This is a genomic window from uncultured Kluyvera sp. (genome assembly GCF_902485085.1).
Lineage (GTDB): Bacteria > Pseudomonadota > Gammaproteobacteria > Enterobacterales > Enterobacteriaceae > Kluyvera > Kluyvera ascorbata.
The window spans coordinates 13426-34930 of the sequence record NZ_CABTJS010000009.1 but is presented as its reverse complement, the minus strand read 5'-3'; the positions used below and the strand labels follow the sequence as shown (position 1 = coordinate 34930).

17 protein-coding genes are annotated in these 21505 nt (G+C 57.4%); 5 read left to right on the top strand and 12 right to left on the bottom strand.

The window, feature by feature from the left end:
• Positions 1-26 precede the first annotated feature (26 nt).
• Entirely contained in the window at positions 27-1136 is a 1110-nt protein-coding gene (gene apbC, locus RDN66_RS01635; RefSeq protein ID WP_035894896.1) for an iron-sulfur cluster carrier protein ApbC, read from the bottom strand.
• Between the two features lie 138 nt (positions 1137-1274).
• Here apbC and metG point away from each other — a divergent pair, with 138 nt between their 5' ends.
• Both metG and RDN66_RS01625 read left to right on the top strand, forming a co-directional pair.
• Entirely contained in the window at positions 1275-3308 is a 2034-nt protein-coding gene (gene metG, locus RDN66_RS01630) for a methionine--tRNA ligase (RefSeq protein ID WP_202217612.1), read from the top strand.
• Between the two features lie 155 nt (positions 3309-3463).
• Positions 3464-4561: a Fic family protein gene (locus RDN66_RS01625; protein ID WP_202217611.1), complete on the top strand. Its 1098-nt coding sequence runs from the start codon at positions 3464-3466 to the stop codon at positions 4559-4561.
• Positions 4562-4668: 107 nt separating this feature from the next.
• Here the strand turns inward: RDN66_RS01625 and RDN66_RS01620 are convergent, their stop codons facing one another.
• The 3 genes from RDN66_RS01620 to RDN66_RS01610 are packed head-to-tail and all read right to left on the bottom strand — an operon-like array spanning position 4669 to position 7587.
• The gene (locus RDN66_RS01620; RefSeq protein ID WP_035894898.1) at positions 4669-5136 is read right to left on the bottom strand and encodes a DUF1456 family protein; all 468 of its coding nucleotides are present in this window, start codon (positions 5134-5136) and stop codon (positions 4669-4671) included.
• A 49-nt stretch (positions 5137-5185) separates the two neighbouring features.
• On the bottom strand, positions 5186-5905 hold the full coding sequence (gene btsR / locus RDN66_RS01615) for a two-component system response regulator BtsR (protein WP_308537483.1): 720 nt from the start codon (positions 5903-5905) through the stop codon (positions 5186-5188).
• Positions 5902-7587 carry a sensor histidine kinase gene (locus RDN66_RS01610; RefSeq protein WP_035894900.1) on the bottom strand — a complete coding sequence of 562 codons (1686 nt, stop codon included), beginning with the start codon at positions 7585-7587 and terminating at the stop codon, positions 5902-5904. Before RDN66_RS01610 ends, btsR begins: the two co-directional genes overlap by 4 nt.
• A gap of 209 nt (positions 7588-7796) precedes the next feature.
• On the opposite strand from RDN66_RS01610, the gene RDN66_RS01605 reads away from it, so the two are divergent.
• Together RDN66_RS01605 and RDN66_RS01600 are read left to right on the top strand one after the other, a co-directional pair.
• Positions 7797-8516 (top strand): MerR family transcriptional regulator, encoded by a 720-nt coding sequence (locus RDN66_RS01605; protein ID WP_202217609.1) that lies wholly within the window; start codon positions 7797-7799, stop codon positions 8514-8516.
• 59 nt (positions 8517-8575) lie between these two features.
• Positions 8576-8689, top strand: coding sequence for a protein YohO (locus RDN66_RS01600; RefSeq protein WP_115073879.1), 114 nt, complete (start codon positions 8576-8578; stop codon positions 8687-8689).
• Here the strand turns inward: RDN66_RS01600 and RDN66_RS01595 are convergent.
• The 8 genes from RDN66_RS01595 to bglX all read right to left on the bottom strand — a co-directional run bounded on the left by RDN66_RS01595 (position 8664) and on the right by bglX (position 19474).
• Entirely contained in the window at positions 8664-9401 is a 738-nt protein-coding gene (locus RDN66_RS01595; protein WP_308537482.1) for an ABC transporter permease, read from the bottom strand. The genes RDN66_RS01600 and RDN66_RS01595 overlap by 26 nt on opposite strands.
• Positions 9385-10332 carry an ABC transporter ATP-binding protein gene (locus RDN66_RS01590; RefSeq protein WP_202217608.1) on the bottom strand — a complete coding sequence of 316 codons (948 nt, stop codon included), beginning with the start codon at positions 10330-10332 and terminating at the stop codon, positions 9385-9387. The genes RDN66_RS01595 and RDN66_RS01590 overlap by 17 nt, the downstream gene beginning before the upstream one ends.
• Positions 10325-11479: an ABC transporter permease gene (locus RDN66_RS01585; protein ID WP_202217607.1), complete on the bottom strand. Its 1155-nt coding sequence runs from the start codon at positions 11477-11479 to the stop codon at positions 10325-10327. The genes RDN66_RS01590 and RDN66_RS01585 overlap by 8 nt, the downstream gene beginning before the upstream one ends.
• Positions 11480-11491: 12 nt before the next feature.
• Positions 11492-12409 carry an ABC transporter substrate-binding protein gene (locus RDN66_RS01580; protein ID WP_202217606.1) on the bottom strand — a complete coding sequence of 306 codons (918 nt, stop codon included), beginning with the start codon at positions 12407-12409 and terminating at the stop codon, positions 11492-11494.
• A 71-nt stretch (positions 12410-12480) separates the two neighbouring features.
• The gene (locus RDN66_RS01575; RefSeq protein ID WP_202217605.1) at positions 12481-13716 is read right to left on the bottom strand and encodes an MFS transporter; all 1236 of its coding nucleotides are present in this window, start codon (positions 13714-13716) and stop codon (positions 12481-12483) included.
• 103 nt (positions 13717-13819) lie between these two features.
• Positions 13820-15382 carry an MFS transporter gene (locus tag RDN66_RS01570; protein WP_202217604.1) on the bottom strand — a complete coding sequence of 521 codons (1563 nt, stop codon included), beginning with the start codon at positions 15380-15382 and terminating at the stop codon, positions 13820-13822.
• Positions 15383-15444: 62 nt separating this feature from the next.
• Complete coding sequence (locus RDN66_RS01565) at positions 15445-16785, bottom strand: glycoside hydrolase family 28 protein (RefSeq protein WP_202217603.1); 1341 nt, start codon at positions 16783-16785, stop codon at positions 15445-15447.
• A gap of 391 nt (positions 16786-17176) precedes the next feature.
• Positions 17177-19474 carry a beta-glucosidase BglX gene (gene bglX, locus RDN66_RS01560; RefSeq protein WP_308537480.1) on the bottom strand — a complete coding sequence of 766 codons (2298 nt, stop codon included), beginning with the start codon at positions 19472-19474 and terminating at the stop codon, positions 17177-17179.
• Positions 19475-19672: 198 nt separating this feature from the next.
• On the opposite strand from bglX, the gene dld reads away from it, so the two are divergent.
• Positions 19673-21394: a D-lactate dehydrogenase gene (dld, locus tag RDN66_RS01555; RefSeq protein WP_035895663.1), complete on the top strand. Its 1722-nt coding sequence runs from the start codon at positions 19673-19675 to the stop codon at positions 21392-21394.
• The last annotated feature ends 111 nt before the right edge of the window (positions 21395-21505 follow it).

Genomic DNA, 21505 nt, shown 5'->3' with positions numbered 1-21505 from the left:
ATGCGCCCGGCCTCTTTTTACCTGTGTTACACCGCGCGGAACGCGATGTCGCCAGGGATCACTTCGCCCTGCCAGTAGAGCTGCGCCGCTACGCGCCCCGCCAGTCGACGATAAATCTCGGTAAATTCACTTTCCGGGCGCGCAACCACCGTCGGCGTACCGTTATCCAGGTCTTCACGCAGATTGATGTGCAGCGGCATCTGGCCCAGCAGTTGGGTATGATACTTCTCTGCCAGCTTCTCTGCGCCACCGGTGCCAAAAATCGGCTCGTGATGACCGCAGTTGCTGCAGATGTGCATGCTCATGTTCTCCACGATACCCAGCACCGGCACTTCCACTTTTTCGAACATCACAATGCCTTTTTTGGCATCGATCAACGCGATATCCTGCGGCGTAGTGACCACAACGGCCCCGGTCACCGGAATGTTTTGCGCCAGCGTCAGCTGGATATCACCGGTACCCGGCGGCATGTCCAGCACGAGGTAATCGAGATCCGGCCACATGGTCTCCTGCAGCATCTGCATCAACGCTTTGCTGGCCATTGGGCCACGCCACACCATGGCGTTGTCGTCAGTGACCAGATAGCCGATGGAGTTGGTTGCCAGGCCGTGTGCCATAATCGGCGCCATATGGGTGCCGTCTGGTGAGGTTGGACGCTGGTTTTCCGCGCCCAGCATGTTCGGGATAGACGGGCCGTAGATGTCGGCATCGAGGATGCCCACTTTCGCCCCTTCCGCGGCCAGCGCCAGCGCCAGGTTCACGGCGGTGGACGATTTACCCACCCCGCCTTTGCCGGAGCTGACGGCAATAATATTCTTCACGCCGGTGACGCCCGGCTGGTTTTTCACGCGTTTCAGCGTGGCGATGCTGTGCGACAGCTTCCAGTCGATGGCTTTCGCCCCGGTCACCCGCAGCAGTTCAGCGCTGGTTTGCTCTTTTAATTCTTCAAAGGCGCTGTGCCAGACAAACGGCATCTGCAGTTCGATGTGCACGGTATCGTCAAGCCAGGCGACGTGGTGCAGCGCTTTTAGCGTCGTTAAGTTGTGCTTCAGGGTGGGGTGCTGGAAGTTTGCCAGCGTGCCGGCGACCATCGCACGTAGACGTTCAGGTGATTTGGCCTGGGATTCTGAGTTCATCCCGACTCCTTTGTTGTTTTCAATTGCTTTCAGTACGCCTAAGTCTACCACAGGTACGCTCAAGCATGTATGGCACACCCTCTACCCTTTTGGTAATATCAAACCCCCTTTTTTCAAACAGAAGAAGTAATACCCACTATGACTCAAGTCGCGAAGAAAATTCTGGTAACGTGCGCGCTGCCGTACGCCAACGGCTCCATCCACCTCGGCCATATGCTGGAGCACATCCAGGCTGATGTCTGGGTCCGTTACCAGCGAATGCGCGGCCACGAGGTTAACTTCATCTGCGCGGACGATGCCCACGGTACGCCAATCATGCTGAAAGCACAGCAGCTGGGTATTACCCCAGAGCAGATGATTGCCGAAATGAGTCAGGAGCATCAGACTGATTTTGCGGGCTTTAACATCAGCTACGACAACTACCACTCGACGCACAGCGACGAGAACCGCGAGCTGTCCGAGCTGATTTATGGTCGCCTGAAAGAGAACGGGTTTATTAAAAACCGCACCATCTCTCAGCTGTACGATCCGGAAAAAGGCATGTTCCTGCCGGACCGTTTCGTCAAAGGCACCTGCCCGAAATGTAAATCACCGGATCAATACGGCGATAACTGCGAAGTGTGCGGCGCGACCTACAGCCCAACCGAGCTTATCGAGCCGAAATCCGTCGTCTCTGGCGCCACGCCGGTGATGCGCGAGTCTGAGCACTTCTTCTTTGACCTGCCGTCCTTCAGCGAAATGCTGCAGGCATGGACCCGCAGCGGCGCGCTGCAAGAGCAGGTCGCGAACAAAATGCAGGAATGGTTTGAATCCGGCCTGCAGCAGTGGGATATCTCCCGCGATGCGCCTTACTTCGGTTTTGAAATCCCGAACGCGCCGGGCAAATACTTCTACGTCTGGCTGGATGCGCCAATCGGCTACATGGGCTCCTTCAAGAACCTGTGCGACAAGCGCGGCGACACCATTAGCTTCGACGAGTACTGGAAGAAAGACTCTACCGCCGAGCTGTATCACTTTATCGGCAAAGATATCGTCTACTTCCACAGCCTGTTCTGGCCTGCCATGCTGGAAGGCAGCAACTTCCGTAAGCCGACCAACCTGTTCGTGCACGGCTACGTGACGGTGAACGGGGCGAAGATGTCCAAGTCTCGCGGTACCTTTATTAAAGCCAGCACCTGGCTCAAGCACTTTGATGCCGACAGTCTGCGCTACTACTACACCGCGAAGCTCTCTTCCCGCATCGACGATATCGACCTGAACCTGGAAGATTTCATCCAGCGCGTCAACGCCGACATCGTGAACAAGGTGGTGAACCTGGCTTCCCGTAACGCTGGCTTTATCGCTAAGCGTTTCGACGGCGTGCTGTCCGCGGAACTGGCTGACCCAGAACTGTACAAAACCTTCACCGACGCGGCTGCCAGCATTGGCGAAGCGTGGGAAAGCCGTGAATTCGGTAAAGCCATTCGTGAAATCATGGCGCTGGCCGACGTCGCTAACCGCTACGTTGACGAGCAGGCACCGTGGGTTGTCGCTAAACAGGAAGGCCGCGATGCCGACCTGCAGGCTATCTGTACCATGGGCCTGAACATGTTCCGCGTGCTGATGACCTGGCTGAAGCCGGTTCTGCCTGAGCTGGCTGCACGTACAGAAGCGTTCCTCAACACCGAGCTGAACTGGGATGCTATCAACGCGCCGCTGGTGGGTCATAAGATCAACACCTTCAAGGCGCTGTATAACCGTATTGAAATGAAACAGGTGGAAGCGCTGGTGGAAGCGTCTAAAGAAGAAGTGAAAGCAGCCGCTGCCCCGGCTACCGGCCCGCTGGCGGATGACCCAATCCAGGAAACCATCACCTTTGATGATTTCGCCAAAATTGACCTGCGCGTGGCGCTGATTGAAAACGCCGAGTTCGTGGAAGGCTCCGACAAGCTGCTGCGCCTGACGCTGGATCTCGGCGGCGAGAAGCGTAACGTCTTCTCCGGTATCCGCTCTGCTTACCCGGACCCACAGCCGTTGATCGGTCGCCTGACCGTGATGGTGGCGAACCTGGCACCGCGTAAAATGCGCTTCGGCATCTCGGAAGGGATGGTGATGGCGGCAGGTCCTGGCGGGAAAGATATCTTCCTGTTAAGCCCGGATGACGGTGCGAAACCAGGCCAGCAGGTGAAATAATCTGCATAAAAAAACGCTGCTTCGGCAGCGTTTTTTATTGGTCCGTAAAAATACTCTCCCTTTTCGTTGCATTGACCTATGAGTCATTTACACATATTATTCGACTCACAATATGAGTCGAATAATATCGGTATTTAACTCAGGGGAGAAAACATATGTGGATTTGGCAGCAAAAAGCATGGCCCGCATTCCATTGGGATCGGCAACAACTCTCCCCGCTGTTGCGCGAAACGCAGTTCCTACAGGGCACTCTCTACGGTAGTAGTCAAATCGCCGACGCGGCGCAAACCACGCTTGACGCAATTTTGGCCAACATCATTTATTCCAGCGATATTGAGGGCGAACAACTCAATGCGCACTCGGTACGTTCATCGCTCGCCGTTCACCTTGGCGTTCAAACCGACCTCCCCTACCCGGTCGATAAAAAAACAAAAGGTCTGGTCGAATCAGCCCTGGATGCCATCAACAATCTGGATGCCCCATTAAATGAGGCACGACTGCTGCACTGGCATCGCCTTCTCTTTCCTGAAAGCCACACAATCCTACACACGATTGTCGGCGGTAAGTTCCGTGATGGCCCTGTGCAGGTGGTCTCAGGTCGAATCGACAAACCGGTTATTCACTTTGAAGGCCCTGAAGCGTCACGTATTAACGTGGAAATCAGCGCTTTTGTGGCATGGTTTAACAAGAGCCGACAGGATACCACCCTTGACCCGCTGTTACGTGCTGGCATCGCCCATCTCTGGTTCTTAACTATTCACCCCTTCGAAGATGGGAATGGCAGGATTGGACGGCTGATTATGGATTTGGCCCTCGCGCAGGCGGAACAGCGCACCGTTCGCCTCTATGCTATGTCGCGCACCATTCATGAACAACGTAAAGCGTACTATGAGGTGATAGAAAAGACGCAAAAAGGTGAACTGGATATCACCGCCTGGCTGACCTGGTTCCTCAATACGCTAAAGGCCTCTATTGGGCAGACGCAGGACCTTATCGCCCAGACGGTCTTTAAGGCAAAGTACTGGCGCTTTTTTGATGCCTCCTCGCTCAACGCGGAGCAGGTCAAAGTACTCAATCGGATGCTGGACGGTGATTTTGAATTGGGGATCAATAACACGCAGTATAAGGCCGTTGCTGGAGTGAGTCGGGCGACGGCAACGCGCCATCTGGCGCAATTGTGTGAACTCGGTTTTCTGCAAGCCGGAGGGGCTGGAGGACGAAGCGTTCGCTACAAACTGCCGAAAATAAGTTAGGCAATCTACACCGGAATGACTTATCGCGAGACGTTTATCAGGCTTGGGTATTTTTTAAGTTTCGTGCATTCCCGGCGGCGCTTCGCTTGGCCGGGAACTACTGATGATTACTTCGCCGCGTGCTCACGAATCGCCAGACCGCGCAGGAAATAGCGCAGGAACTGGTCGCCGCATTCGCGGAAGTTTTTATGATCCGGGGCGCGCATCATGGCAGTAATTTCCGGCATAGAGACGCGGAACTGCTGCTGAGTCAGGATAGCCAGAATATCGTCGGTTTTCAGCGCAAACGCGATACGCAGCTTTTTCAGCATGATGTTGTTGTTGATACGACGTTCCACCGCCAGCGCCGGAGCAGACTCGTCACGACCGCGCTTTTCATAAATCAGGCCGTTCAGGAAGCACGACAGCATAATGTCCGGGCAACGCACGAAGCCTTCCTCATCCTCTTTGCGCAGCCACGGCGCCAGCTGTTCAACGCTGACTTCAGCTTCGCCCAGCGCGAAAACACGCACCAGATCGTTATTGTTCATTTTCAGGATGTAGCGGACGCTGCGTAAAATATCGTTACTGACCATAGTGCCTTCGACGGTGGTAGTGAAAAAATGATGGCTGATTCTACACGAATTATAGCCCCAACGCCTCTTTCAGGGTCTTCAAATAACGACGACTTACCGGCACGGTCTGCCCGTTGCGCAGCAACAGTTCGGCCTGACCATTGTCCTCCAGACGAATTTCCTTCAGGTGCGCCATGTTTACCAGATGCTGGCGATGGCAGCGAATCAGCGGCGTACGGCTTTCCAGCGTGCGCAGCGTCAGCTCGGTAAAGCCCTCTTTGCCCTCGCCGCTGGTGACGTAAACGCCGCTCATCCGGCTGCTGACAAACGCCACGTCGTCCATTTGTAGCAGGTAAATTCGGCTGTGCCCGGTGCAGGGAATAAACTTCAGTGCCTGCTGATTTTCGCCCAGCACCGACATATCCTGCGCCGCCCGCTCCTGGCGCAGGCGCATCAGGGTCTTTTCCAGCCTTTTTTCTTCAATCGGCTTAAGCAGATAGTCAAACGCATGCTCCTCAAAGGCCTTGACCGCGTACTCATCAAAAGCGGTCAGAAAGACAATGTAGGGGCGATGTTCCGGGTCGAGCATGCCCACCATCTCAAGCCCGCTGATGCGCGGCATCTGGATATCCAGAAACAGCACATCCGGTCGTAGCTTATGCAGCGCGCCAATGGCTTCCACCGCGTTAGCACACTCTCCGACGATGTTCACATCCTCGTGCGTCTGCAGCAGAACGCGCAGATTCTCCCGCGCCAGCGGTTCATCATCGACAACCAACACGTTAATCATGCACTCTCCTCCAGAGGTAACCGCAGAGTGACGCGGGTAAAACGGTCAGGTTCACAGGCAACGGCAATCCCGCATTCGTCGCCAAAACGCATCCGCAGACGCTTATCCACCAGGCTCATGCCCAGACCGCTAGACTGAGCGCCAGGCTGATACAGCCCGGCGTTATCTTCAATATCCAGCACCAGATGCCTGTCCTGCTGGCTGGCACGCAGCGTAATCTCGCCCACGTCCATCAGCTGCGAAGTGCCGTGCTTAATCGCATTTTCGACAATGGGCTGGAGGGTGAACGCCGGAAGCTGCTGGTGCGCCAGCACCTCTGGAATATCCAGATGCACCTGTAGCCGCGACTGAAAGCGCGCCTTCTCAATTTGCAGATAAGCGTTCACGTGCTCAATCTCGTCTGCCAACGTCACAATCTCCGACGGACGTTTGAGGTTTTTACGGAAAAAGGTCGACAGATACTGTACCAGTTGGCTTGCCTGTTCGCTGTCGCGGCGAATCACTGCTTTCAGCGTGTTAAGGGCGTTAAACAGGAAGTGTGGATTCACCTGGGCATGCAGCAGTTTAATCTCCGACTGGGTCAGCAGCGCCTTCTGCCGCTCGTACTGCCCGGCAAGAATCTGCGCCGACAGCAGCTGAGCAATCCCCTCGCCTAAGGTACGGTTGATCGAGCTGAACAGGCGATTTTTAGCTTCGTACAGTTTGATAGTGCCAATCACCCGCTGGTTCTCACCGCGCAGCGGGATAACCAGCGTCGAGCCGAGCTTGCAGTTGGGGTGAATCGAGCAGCGGTACGGCACTTCGTTGCCGTCGGCATAGACCACTTCGCCGGTCTCAATCGTTTTTTGCGTGTAGCGCGAAGAGATCGGTTTGCCAGGCAGATGATGGTCCTCACCGATGCCGGTAAAGGCCAGCAGCTTCTCGCGATCGGTGATGGCCACCGCACCGATATCCAGTTCCTGAATCAGCACCTGCGCCACCTTCATGCTGTTCTCTTCGTTAAAGCCCTGACGCAGGATACCTTCCGTCGAGGCCGCAAGCTTCAGCGCGGTGGCGGAAAATGCAGAGGTGTACTTTTCGAACATCGCCCGTTTGTCAAGCAGGATGCGCATAAACAGCGCCGCGCCCACAGTGTTGGTCACCATCATCGGCGCCGCGATGCTCTGCACCAGATGCAGCGCGTCTTCAAACGGGCGGGCGATCAGCAGAATAATCAGCATCTGCACCAGCTCCGCCACCAGGGTGATAGCACCCGCCGTCCACGGGCTGAAGACTTTATCCGGGCGACCCCGGCGAATCAGCAGGCTGTGCACCAAACCACCGAGAAGCCCCTCGACGATGGTCGAAATCATGCAGCTCAACGCGGTCATGCCGCCCATCGAATAACGATGCAGACCGCCGGTCAGCCCGACCAGCCCTCCCACCAGCGGGCCGCCCAGAAGCCCGCCCATCACCGCGCCAATCGCGCGCGTATTGGCAATGGAGTCTTCAATATGCAGGCCAAAATAGGTACCGAGAATACAGAAAATAGAAAACGTGACGTAGCAGAGCAGCTTGTGCGGCAGGCGCACGGTGACCTGCATCAACGGAATGAAGAGGCGCGTCTTGCTCATTAACCAGGCGATAACCAGGAAAACACACATCTGCTGAAGCAGCAGCAACACCAGATTAAACTCGTACATACCACGTCACCACAACAGAAATAAAACTGCGTAACATACACATAGTCGGCATAACTTTCTTTGAAACCTGGCAATAAAAGTGCAAAAAATGCTACCGATCACATTTTATCGCACACATTTGACATGGGGTGGATAAAAAACGACCAGAGCAGGTCAGCGCAGCAATCCCCGTCTAAAGTTAAAGGGGATATCGCATGCCGGAGGAAAAGATGGCGCTTTACACGATTGGCGAAGTCGCACAGCTCTGTGATATTAACCCAGTAACGCTTCGCGCCTGGCAGCGGCGATATGCCCTCCTGAAGCCGCAGCGTACCGACGGCGGCCATCGCCTGTTTAATGATGACGATATCGACCGCATCCGCGAAATTCAGCGCTGGATAGAAAACGGCGTTCAGGTGAGCAAAGTCAAAGGCCTGCTCAGCGAGCAGCAGGATGGCTGGCGCGAACAGCAGGAAAAAGCGCTGAACTATCTTCGTAACGGTCACCTGCACCCGCTGCGCCTGTGGGTGAAAGAACTGCGTCGCAGCTACAGCGCCCGCACGCTGGTCGACTGCCTGTTTAATCCGCTGCGTCTGCGTCTGCAAAGCGCGCAATTCGCGCTACAAACGCTGCTGGGCCTGCTTGACGGGGTATTGATTAACGATATCGCGCTCAATTTGGCCTCCGGCCGCCGTAAGTCAGGGCCGCACGCGTTGGTCATCGGCTGGAACGTCGCCGACATGACGCGCCTGTGGCTTGAAGGGTGGGTGGCCTGTGAGCAGGGCTGGCGGGTTGACGTGATGGCCCATTCGCTCACCCACGTTCAGCCGGAACTGTTCCCCGGTCAGACGCTATTAATCTGGTGTGGCACCACCCCGAGTACCGTCCAGCTACAGCAAATGTCGCGCTGGCAGGAGGAGGGAGTCGCCTTCCCGCTCCCCGCAAATTAATCGTTCGTTAACAGACGAGCTTCGCGGTATAATCTTTTGGTTAACAAAAGGAGTACACCATGAAGTCAAGCAAACTCGCCGCGATCATCATTTTTGGGCTGATGGCTATCAGCGGTATTGGCGGTGTCATGCTCGCGGGATATTCGTTTATTGTGCGTGGCGGTGTCGGCTGAGCCGTAAACTCAGCCGCTCAAAGGCGCGGTCGACGATAATCGCCGCCAGCGCCACCAGAATGGCCCCCTGCACCACGTAGGCCGTATTAAATCCGCTCAGGCCAATGATAATTGGCGTGCCCAGCGTATTTGCCCCAAACGTTGAGGCAATCGTTGCTGTGCCGATATTAACGATAACCGAGGTGCGAATCCCCGCTACGATAACCGGTGCCGCTAAAGGTAGCTCAACCTGACGTAGCCGCTGCCAGCCCGACATCCCCATCCCTTGTGCAACACTCAATGCGCTCTCGGAAACCGCCGCCAGCCCGGCTAGCGTCCCCTGTAATACGGGCAGAATGCCGTACAATATCAGCGCAATAATCGCCGGTTTTTCGCCAAACCCCATCACCGGAACGGCCATCGCGAGCACGGCGACCGGGGGAAAAGTTTGCCCCATCGCGGCTAACGTCTCGACCAATGGCCGGAATTCACTGCCCGCCGGGCGCGTCACCAGCACACCCGCACTGACCCCAATCACTATCGCCGCCAGGCTCGAGACCCCCACCAGCCAGGCATGCGCCAGCGTTAGCGAGAGAAATCCGGCCTGCTGGTAGAGCGGGCGCGGCTGTTCAGGAAACAGAAAATGAAACAGCGGCTCGCTGTAAGGCAAGCCGACGAGCAGCCCGACAAACAGCGCCAGCAGCCACAGCAGCGGATCACGAAGCAGGCGCATCGCTCAACTCCTCGCGTAGCAGGTCGGCAAAATGCAGCGTGCCGCAGACCTGACCTGCCGCATCCGCCACCGGTAACACGGTGCGCCGCTGTGCCATAAAACCGGAGAGCGCATCGCGCAACGACGCGGTGGCGGTAATCGCCTCCCCTTCGGCGCACTCACCATGACGCATGTAGTCCGTCACCTGACGCAGCGACAGCAACCGCACACCGAGTTCACTGCGTCCGAAAAAGGTACGGACGAATTCGCTGCCCGGCTGGCTGAGCATTTGTAGCGGCGTGCCCTGCTGTACCACTTCACCGCCGTCCATCAGAATCAGGTTATCCGCCAGGCGCAGCGCTTCGTCAATATCATGGGTCACCAGCACGATAGTTCGCCCCAGTAACTGATGTATTCGGCGCATCTCTTGCTGAAGCGCCCCGCGGGTGACCGGATCCAGCGCGCCGAAAGGTTCATCCATCAACAATACCTCCGGATCGCCCGCCAGCGCCCGCGCCACGCCGACGCGCTGCTGCTGGCCGCCGGAGAGCTGGTGCGGGAAACGCGTGCGCAGCACCGGTTCCAGCCCCAGTAGCGCCATCAGTTCGTCAATTCGCGCGTCCACCTTCGCCTTCGGCCATTTCAGCAGCTGCGGCACGGTGGCGATGTTTTGCGCCACCGTCCAATGCGGGAACAGACCGATAGACTGAATGGCGTAGCCCATGCGACGACGCAGGGCGAGCAGCGGCTGCTCGCGGATATCCTGTCCGGCAAAACGGATGCTCCCGCTATCGGGCTCTACCAGCCGGTTAATCATTTTGAGCGTGGTCGATTTCCCCGAACCTGAGGTGCCAATCAGCACCGAAAATGCCCCTTCTTCCAGCCGCAGCGTGAGATCCTTCACTGCAGGATGCTGGCCGAACGATTTATTGACCGCAGAAAACTCAATCATCGGTCTCTCCTTTTAGTAAGGTGCCTGCCAGGCTGAACAGCGCATCGGCGATCACCGCCAGCGCGATCACCGGGATCACCCCGAGCAGCACCAGATCCAGCGCACTACTGAGCAGCCCCTGGAACACCAGCGCGCCAAAGCCACCGGCACCAATTAACGCTGCGACGACTGCCATACCGAGCGTTTGTACGGTCACCACCCGCAGACTGCGCAGCAGCACCGGTAATGCCAGCGGCAACTGCACGCGCAGAAACGTCTGGGCGCGGCTCATCCCCATCGCCGCTGCGCTTTCCAGCACCTGCGATGAAACCTGCTGCATCCCCGCCACCACGCCGCGTACGATAGGCAACAGCGCGTAGAGCACCAGCGCAATCAGCGCCGGAGCCAGCCCGGTTCCCGCCACGCCGAGATTTGTCAGCCACGGAAAACGCTGCACCAGCCCGGCAAGCGGCGCAATCAGCAGGCCAAACAGCGCCACCGAGGGGATGGTCTGAATAATGTTGAGGACGGTAAACACGCTCGACTGCCGCCCCGGCCGCCGCCAACACCACATGCCAATGGGCACACCAAGCAGCAGCGACGGCACCAGCGTGCCCCACAGCAGCATCAAATGTTGGCTGAGCGCGTCGTTAAAAGTCTCTTGCCGGTTGGCGTACTCTTTCATCAGCGATAGACCGTCAAGCTGTCCAATCCACAGCAGCCAACAAGGGAGCAGCCACAGCTGCACGTTCAGCAGCCAGCGCCATAACGCCCGCGAGGTCAAACGACGGATGGCCTCACTGCATATCAGCAGCATCAGCAGTAATCCCAGCCACAGCCCGCTTCCCGGCGAAGTACGTGCCAGCGGGCTACTATTCTGCGCCAGCTGCTGTGCGGCCTCGCCGCTCGCCCACAGCAAAAGCGCAAAGCTGGCTTCGGCAAGCAGCAGAATCAACAGGCTCGGCAGCCGACCAGGCAACCAGCAAAGCAGTAAAAACAGCGCTGGAATAAACAGCAGAATCAGCGGAGGAAAGGCCCAGATTTGCCATAACCAAAGGCCTTCGCCCGAGACCAGACGGTTCGGGGCGAAATTGACGAACGGCAGCGCGGCGGCGGTAAGCAACAGGATTGCCAGCAGCGCCACCACGCGATGAGTACAGCGAGGCATGTGATTAACCGATTACTTCGCCCACCCTTTTTGCTTCAGGTATTCTGCCGCTACGGTTTTGGCGTCCAGCCCTTCGACCGCAATCTTCGCGTTCAGCGTTTGCAGGGTCTTTTCATCGAGGCTCGCGTACACCGGTTTAAGCCATTCGTCCAGTTGCGGATAGGCTTTCAGCACCGCTTCACGCACGACCGGCGTCGGCGCATAAATCGGCTGCACGCCTTTCGGGTCGCTCAGGGTCTGTAGCCCCAACGCCGCCACCGGGCCGTCGGTACCATAGGCCATCGCCGCGTTGACGCCAGACGTTTGCTGCGCCGCCGCCTTAATGGTGACCGCAGTATCCCCGCCCGCCAGCGACAGCAACTGGTCCTGGCTCAGTTTAAAATCGTAGGCTTTTTCAAACGCCGGCAGCGCGTCCGGGCGTTCGATAAATTCAGCAGAAGCGGCAAGCTTGAAGGTGCCGCCTTTTTTCAGATAGCCGCTCAGGTCGGCAAGTGAGGTGAGTTTATTTTGTTCCGCCAGATCGTTGCGCACCGCAATGGTCCAGGTGTTATTCGCCGGTGCTGGGGTCAGCCAAATCAGATGATTTTTCTCAGCATCGAACTTTTTCACCTTCTCGTAGCCCGCCGTCGCGTTTTTCCATGCCGCATCGGTTTCATCTTTGAAGAAAAACGCGCCGTTGCCGGTGTACTCCGGGTAAATGTCCAGCGCGCCGGAGGTTATTGCGCCGCGCACGACAGACGTCGTGCCGAGCTGAACCTTATTCACCGTTTTAACGCCGTGGCTTTCCAGCACCTGCAGAATAATGTTACCCAGCAGCGCCCCTTCGGTATCAATTTTTGACCCTACTTTTACCGGTTCAGCCGCCTGCAACGGCAGCGCAACCGCTGCCACCAGTACCAATGATGCCGTCCATCCCCTTGAAATCGTCATACGCTTTCCTCTTATTTTTGCGCGAGATATAACAGGCGCTTAAGCAAAAAGCGTAGACGAAATCTCAGCAATCACCCCTTTTTCGGAATCGTTAACGGGATCGTCAGCAAGCTTGCTGCGAAATACAGCAGCGCAATCACCCACAGCGTGCCCTCTACGCCCAGCGGATTCACGCACAGCGTCACAATAAACGGCCCGACAAAGTTACTGAGACCCGAGCCGAGATTCAGACAAGAGATCGCCGCACCTTTATTTTCCGGCAGCAGCGAAGGAATCAACGCGCTCAGCGGCCCGAATGCGCCAAGGCCGATGGCATAAATTGCCAGCGCGATAACCATCGCCACGCTGCTATGGCCAAACAGTACCGGCGCATAGCACACCGCCAGCGCCGCCGCACCGCAGAGCGTACCGGCAAACCAGACTACGGTGTTACGCCAGCCGATGGTATCGCCCAGCCAACCGAAGAAGTAGCTGGCGAAGATGTTCACCACGTTCACCAGGCCCCAGATGGTGAGCCACTCTTCAATGCTGAAGCCAAAGCGCGGCAGGTAGACCGGCATCAGGATAACCAGCGAGAACTTGCCAATATCGTTGATGGTTTTGACCACCACCGCCAGGCGCATTTTCGGTTCTCGCACCAGCACGATAATCCCTTCCGCCAGCGCCTGCCCTACCGCACCGTCCTGCTGCCACTGCGGTTTGTCGCGGTTGAGGAGCAGCGCGCAGCCGCAGCCCGCCAGCACGAAAATGAAGCCGGAGAGCAAAGTGGTGGTTTCACCGAGACGAGGGATCATAAAGCCGGAGAACCACGGCCCAACGATGGTCATGCCGACGCCAAAGGCAATCCAGAACCAGGAGACGGCGCGACCGAGAATCCGACTTTCGCAGCGCTGGTTGATCCACACCAGAAACGAGTAGGCAAACAACGGATAGGCCATGCCGCGCACCGCGTAGCTCACCATCATCAGCGGATAGTTGCCGTCCGGCAGCGCGACGAAAACAAACGGGACTGAGCCGATAAAATAGAGCAGCGTCGCTAGCCACATCAGGCGACGAATGCCAAGTACGCCCGCGCCAATCCCGGAAAACCACGAGATGGCCGCCACGCATAGGCCAAAGACCGATGACAGCAGGCTGATATGTACGGCATCAAGCCCGCGCTGTTGCAGCAGCGAGGCCAGCCAGCTCTGTTCGATAGTTGCCCCGGTAATAAACAGGAAGACGCCAACGAATCCCCACGCCAGCTCGCGCGGCAGGCCGAGGCGCGCCCAAATGCCCTGTTGAATATATAAACTTTGATCGGTCATTTCCGTTATCCAAAAAAACGTCCCAGCCGTAGCTGGGGAACGTGCGGTTTGTTTCCCGGCGGCGCTTCGCCTGGCCGGGCTACAGGGTGCTTATGTTTGGTGTTTACGCGTTTTTCAACTGCGCTAACTGATGCTGCCTGGCTTTCAGCAGACTGCGGTTGACGTGGCCCACGGTGTTATCACCCCAGCAATGGTCGTACGGCATCCCGGTCAGGCTTTCGATAACCTCTTTGGTCTCTGCCGTGACGGCCGCTTTGCTGCCGCCCTGTTTCAGGCGCGCCACTTCATCGTTCAGCACCGCATGGGTGCGGCTGTTCACTTTGAACTGGAAGGCAGACCAGATGCCCCACAGGGTCAGCAGAACCGGCAGAATAATCATGATGGCGAGAATCATATTGATAGCCGACTGCGGCTGGCTGGTGTGACCGGTGATAAAGCCGGACATTTGCAGCGCCACGCCAACGAGGAAGATGGAGAACGCCTGTGAGGCTTTACGCAGCAGGCTCATAAAGCCCGCGAAGATCCCCTCACGGCGGTTACAGGTCAGAATCTCATCCACATCGGCAACGAAGGTGTAGTTATTCCATGGAATGGAATAGATGCCGCCACGTGCAAGGCCAGCAACGCCCGCCGCCAGATACAGCATCGACATGCTGGTCGAGCCGTAGAGATACGTCACCGCAAACAGGGCAAACGCCACCAGCGCCATCAGCGCCTGAGTCGCAAACGCCCGAGACGGCGAGTAACGCAGGGTCAGCCAGGTAGCCACGCCAACGCCGAAGAACTGCAGGCCGTTAATCACGCTCAGCAGGTTACTGGCCACGACGGATGAGGTCGCCAGCGCAAAGACCACGAAATAGGTAAAGACGGAGTTGAAGATATCCTGCGCCACCGAACCGCCCAGATACATGCCCAGGTGTGAACGGAAGGTTTTGATTTTCAGGGTGGAGACAAAATCGTAGTAGATATCGAAGAGACGTTTAGCGAACGGCTGCTTCTCTTCGGTCTCAACGCTGCGTTCGCTCTGCTCAATCTCTTCCAGCGAACGTTCCCAGGTGCCGAAGTAGACGAAGAACAGAACCACCATAAAGGCGACGGTGAAAATCGCCCCGGCGTAGAAGAACGAAATTGCTGAATCAGAACCAAAGTATGCCAGCAGGCGGCCCGGCAGGAACGCGGCGGTGAAACCCGCGAACTGGGCGATGTACATACGGGCGCTGGTCAGCTTAGAGCGCTTGGTAAAATCATTGGTCATCTCGGCCGACAGCGTGTCGTACGGAATCAAAATCATTGAGTAGACAATTTCAAACAGGATATAGACCAGCAGGTACATCCAGTAGTTGAAGCCCTGTACCCACAGCAGGCTGTAGACCGCCACCAGCGGAATGCTCAGCAGCAGGAAGAAACGGCGACGGCCAAAACGGCGACCGAGGCGCGTTTTGTGGAAGTTATCGGAGATGTAGCCCATGCACGGACACATGATCACATCGACAATACGCGCCACGGCAAACAGTGACCCCGCTTCAATTGGCGTCAGGCCGCAGAAGGTGGTCAGGAAGAACAGCAGCCAGGCGCTCACCAGAGTAAAAGCCCCTGAACCGATAACATCGGCCAGGCCGTAACAGATATAATTGTGGAGTTTTATCTCCCGCACTTTTTTTATCATTTTCCATCCCCTTGAACAGAACAGGACGGCAAGGCCGCAAGCCGCGCCGTCGTCAAATAGCATCAGGCGTCGGCGTTTTCCTGCACGATGGCGCTCTCACCCCAGCCCTGCGGTAGCGGCTGCGGGCGGCGAATACGCAGGTCGTTGAGGGTGAGATCCCTCACCCCGTTGGCGTACAGCGCGGGCAGGCCGCCCGGGTAGGCATCCACGCCCCAGGCGCGGCCAGTTTGCGGATTCACGCGGTAGGCGTTGTCGAGCCCCATGCCGGTTGGGCTTGCCGGGTTGCACGGCGGGCGAATGTCGTAGCAGCCCTGCTCATCAGACGGGCCAGCAAGCTGCTGCAATGAGAGCCCGTTGAAAGTGACATGGCGGATATCGCCCGGCGTTTCAGCGTGCAGGTTGATAGCGCCTTCGCTCACTCCGGAGAGCTGGCTAAAGGTAATGTCTTCTACCCTTCCCGGCTCCACCTGCGGGTCGCGGTGGCGTACGGAGATAAACACCGGGTCGGCTTTGCCCCAGTGGCACGGGTGGCCGTGGCGGCAGTCGAACAGAATGTTGCTGAAGATCATCTGGCTGAACCGCCCGCCGTCGCGGGAGACCAGGCCAATGCCGCGGTTGGACTCAAAGATTGAGCAGTTGTGCACCGCGATATGGCTGATGTCGGCGAACGTTTCGGTGCCAATTTTGATGGCGCAGCTTTTTGAGCGGATCAGGCAGTTGCTGACCACCACGTGGCGCGTTGGCTGCTGGAGCTCTTCTGGCTTGCGGGTGGTTTTCACGCAGATGCCGTCATCAGCGGCGCTGAAGTAGCTGTCGCTGATGTGCACGTGCTGGCAGCTATCAATATCCAGCGCGTCGGTGTTGGAAAGCGCCAGATCGTTATCAATGGTCAGGTTCTGAATAAACACCTGGTTGCAGCTCACCAGATGCGCGGTCCACATCGGCGAGTCGCTGATGGTGATGTCGCGAACGCGTACCTGCTGGCAACCTTCCAGCACCAGCATGCGCGGGCGCATGGTTTTCGGCTGGCGGTAGCCCTGAGCATCGGCATCCTGCGAGAACCAGGCGCTGGCCCCGCCCGCCAGGCAGCCTTCACCGCTGAGCGTAATGTGGTGAGCGTTGCGCGCATAAATCAGCGCCATGCGGGAAAGTTCGGCGACGGTTTGCGTCAGTTCAGCCGGATAATCTGCCGCATCGGGGCTCGCCAGCAGGCGCGCCCCGGCTTCCAGATGCAGGGTAAAGTTTGACGGCAGGACCAGCGTGCCGGTCATCCAGTCGCCCGGAGAGACCACCAGCGTGCCGCCACCGGCGCGGTCGATTTCATCAATCAACTGCTGAAGCTGTGCGGTAAGCGGGGTCTTGCCGCTGCGGTCGAGTGTGGTGTTATGCAATGAAATCTTCATGTGGCTACCTGCGAATGTTGAGATAGCTGCATTTAACGCGCTTGCGCCGATTCTCTCGCCGGGCAGATACGGGCTTTTTTACGTATTAGTGAATGGCATCACGCCTGTTATGGCCCCCGGTCATCGCTTTTGAGCAAGCGCACAAAATGGCGAAGCGGTGGAGTTTGATGAGTGACGGAGGTCACATATTGATTGAGTTTGGTGGGAGAAAAGCGGTGGGTTGACGCAGATAGGGAAGAGATGGGGGATAAATTGGGAGGGGGATCACAAAGCGGTGCGGGAGTCAGGGTTGGGGGATTGCCCCCTCCCCCGTGCCGGATGGCGGCTACTCCTTATCAGGCCTACCTGGTACGTTGTAGGCCTGATAAGCGCAGCGCCATCAGGCTTCGTCTTACAGCAGTTCGAACTCGCCCTGCTTCACGCGCGCCGAATCCACGCCGATAAAGACGTTAAACTTGCCCGGCTCCGCTGCGTACTGCATCTGCTGGTTCCAGAACTTCAGCGCGTTAACGTCAATCGGGAAGCTGACGGTCTGGGTTTCGCCCGGCTTCAGCGTTACTTTCTCGAACCCTTTCAGTTGTTTAATCGGGCGGCTCATCGAGGCGGTGACATCCTGCAGGTACATCTGGATAACCGTTGCCCCTTCACGCTTGCCGGTGTTGGTCACCTGCACACTGGCGGTCACGCTGCCGTCCGCTTTCATGGTTGGCGCAGACAGCTTCACGTCGGAAACCGAGAACGTGGTGTAGCTCAGGCCATAGCCAAACGGATACAGCGGGCCGTTCGCTTCATCGAAGTAGCGCGAGGTGTACTTGTTCGGCTTGTCGGCATTGTACGGGCGACCGGTATTCAGATGGCTGTAGTACTGCGGAATCTGCCCGACGGAGCGCGGAAAGGACATCGGCAGCTTACCGGACGGGTTGTAGTCGCCAAACAGCACGTCGGCGATGGCGTTGCCGCCTTCGGTACCGGCGAACCAGGTTTCCAGAATGGCGTCAGCCTGCTGATCTTCTTTCACCAGGGTCAGCGGACGGCCGTTCATCAGCACTAAGACCAACGGCTTGCCGGTGGCTTTCAGCGCAGCAATCAGATCCTGCTGGCTTTTCGGGATGGAAAGCTCGGTACGGCTGGAGGCTTCGTGCGCCATGCCCTGCGCTTCGCCGACCACGGCAACGACAACATCGGACTGTTTTGCCGCGGTGACCGCTTCATCAATCATCGCCTGCGGCGAACGCGGGTCAACCTTCACCGCCTCTTCGTACAGGTTCAGGAAGTCGACGATGCCTTTGTCATTAGTGACGTTAGCGCCTTTGGCATAAACCACCTTGCCTTCATTGCCCATCACATTCTTAATGCCGGTCAGCACGGTGACGGACTGCGCGGCCACGCCCGCGGCAGACCAACTGCCCATCACGTCACGCTGGCTATCGGCCAGCGGGCCAACGACGGCAACGGTAGCATTTTTCTTCAGCGGCAGCGTTTCCAGACGGTTTTTCAGCAGCACCAGGCTCTGGCGTGCGACTTCACGCGCTTCGGCACGGTGCAGACGGCTTTCGGCGTTGGTGTCCTGCGGGTCGGAATCTTTCGGCCCTAAGTGGCTGTACGGGTCGTTAAACAGACCCATGTCATATTTGACGTTCAGCACGTGGCGCGTGGCATCATCGAGTTCTGCCATCGTCACCTTACCCGACTTAATCAGCCCCGGCAGGTATTTGCTGTAGAACTCGTCGCTCATGCTCATGTCGATGCCGGCCTTCAGCGCCACGCGTACCGCATCTTCCGGGTCGGAGGCTACGCCGTGTTTAATCAGCTCTTTGATGGCCCCATGGTCGGAAACGGTAATGCCTTTAAAGCCCCACTGCTTGCGCAGCACGTCTTTCATCAGCCAGGCATCGGCGGTGGCCGGGGTACCGTTCAGCGAGTTCAGGCCGATCATCACCGCGCCGCTGCCGGCATCCAACCCCGCTTTATAAGGCGGCATGTAGTCGTTGAACAGACGCTGCGGGCTCATATCGACGGTGTTGTACTCTTTACCGCCTTCCACCGCGCCGTAGGCGGCGAAGTGCTTCACGCTGGTCATCACCGAGTAGCGATCCGCCGGGCTTTTGCCCTGCATTGCTTCAACCATGGTTTCACCCATGATGGAGGTTAACCAGGTATCTTCGCCAAAGCCTTCGGAGGCACGGCCCCAGCGAGGGTCGCGGGACACGTCGACCATCGGCGCCCAGGTCATATTCAGACCGTCGTCCGCCGCTTCATAGGCAGAAATGCGGCCCACGGTTTTCACCGCATCGAGGTTGAAGGTGGAGGCCAGGCCTAAGCTAATCGGGAAGACGGTACGCTGACCGTGCACCACATCATAGGCGAAGAACAGTGGAATTTTCAGGCGGCTCAGCGACATCACCTGATCCTGCATGGCGCGGATATCCTGGCGGGTGACGGTGTTAAAAATCGCCCCAACCTGCCCTTCTTTAATCATGTCGCGAATGGCTTCTTTCGGGTTGTCCGGCCCGACGCTAATCAGACGCAGCTGACCGATTTTTTCATCGACCGTCATCTTCTTGAGCAGACCGGTCACAAAGGCATCACGCGCCTGCGGCGTGAGTGGGTGATTGCCGAACAGATCCTCCGCCAGAGCGGGTTGCAGCGCCAGACTCACGGCGACGCCAACAGAAAGTAGCCATTTCATATTATTGTGATCTCTTTATTCCATGCCGGGTAGCGCGGCTAGCATCAATGAAAAACCGCAGTTTGCCATAAACTTAAATGACGGCGGTACAGAAAGCTAAGGTTATTCTCTGATTTTTAGAAACATTCACTCACCAAATGATCATACAAAGCGCTATTCTTAGAAACGACAAAATTGTCTCGCCACAAGGAGTGGAGAATGTCTTCTCAAACCACAACTGATAATAATGCGCTGATTAACGAACTCTCCCGCCTGGTTGGTCACGCCCACCTGCTGACCGACCCCGCTAAAACCGCTCGCTATCGCAAAGGCTTTCGTTCCGGTCACGGCGACGCGCTGGCCGTGGTCTTCCCCGGCTCCCTGCTAGAGTTATGGCGCGTGCTGAACGCCTGCGTCAACGCCGACAAAATTATTCTGATGCAGGCCGCTAACACCGGCCTGACCGAAGGTTCAACCCCAAGCGGTAACGACTACGACCGCGATATCGTCATCATCAGCACCCTGCGCCTCGATAAGCTGCACCTGCTGGATAACGGCGAGCAGGTGCTGGCGTGGCCGGGCACCACGCTTTATTCACTGGAAAAAGCGCTGAAGCCGCTCGGTCGCGAGCCACACTCGGTGATTGGTTCTTCCTGTATCGGCGCCTCGGTGATTGGCGGTATCTGCAATAACTCCGGCGGTTCGCTGGTGCAGCGCGGCCCGGCCTATACCGAAATGTCGCTGTTTGCGCGCATTGATGAACAGGGCAAGCTGACGCTGGTCAACCATCTGGGCATTGACCTTGGCGAAACGCCGGAGCAGATCCTCAGCAAGCTCGATGACGAGCGCGTCAAAGACGGTGATGTGCAGCACGATGGTCGCCACGCCCATGACTACGACTACGTGAACCGCGTGCGCGACGTGAATGCCGATACCCCAGCGCGATACAACGCCGACCCGGAACGTCTGTTTGAATCCTCCGGCTGCGCGGGCAAGCTGGCGGTGTTTGCGGTGCGTCTCGACACCTTCCCGGCGGAAAAACGCCAGCAGGTGTTTTACATCGGCACCAACCAACCTGACGTGCTGACCGAGATTCGTCGCCATATCCTGGCCGAATTCAAAAACCTGCCGGTGGCGGGCGAGTACATGCACCGCGATATCTACGATATTGCCGAGCAGTACGGCAAAGACACCTTCCTGATGATCGATAAACTCGGTACTGACAAAATGCCGTTCTTCTTCACCCTGAAGGGCCGTGCCGACGCCATGCTGGAGAAAGTGTCGCTGTTCAAGCCGCACTTCACCGACCGCTTTATGCAAAAACTGGGGCACGCTTTCCCGGCTCATCTGCCGGAACGCATGAAAACCTGGCGCGATAAATACGAACATCACCTGCTGCTGAAAATGTCCGGCGACGGCATTGATGAAGCGCAGGCCTGGCTTACCGAATACTTCAAAGAAGCGGAAGGCGACTTCTTCGTCTGCACGCCGGAAGAAGGCAGCAAGGCGTTCCTGCATCGCTTTGCGGCAGCGGGCGCGGCTATCCGCTACCAGGCGGTTCACGCCGATGACGTGGAAGATATCCTGGCGCTGGACATCGCGCTGCGCCGTAACGATACCGAGTGGTTCGAGCATCTGCCGGCAGAAATCGACAGCAAGCTGGTGCATAAGCTCTATTACGGGCACTTTATGTGTTACGTTTTCCACCAGGATTACATCGTTAAGAAAGGGGTCGACCCGCACGAAGTCAAAGAGCAGATGCTGGCACTGCTGCGTGAACGCGGCGCACAGTACCCAGCGGAGCATAACGTCGGGCACCTGTATGAAGCGGATGAGAACCTGAAGCGTCATTATCGCGAGAACGATCCAACCAACAGCATGAACCCGGGGATCGGGAAAACCAGCAAGCTCAAGTATTGGGGCGAAAAAACCGACGTGTGATACGACGTTGGTGAGTTTCCCGGCGTCGGCGTGAACGCCTCGGCCGGGCTGCATTCGAATCGTAGCCCGGCCGAGCGCAGCGACGCCGGGAGTTCTCCGAACACTATAAGG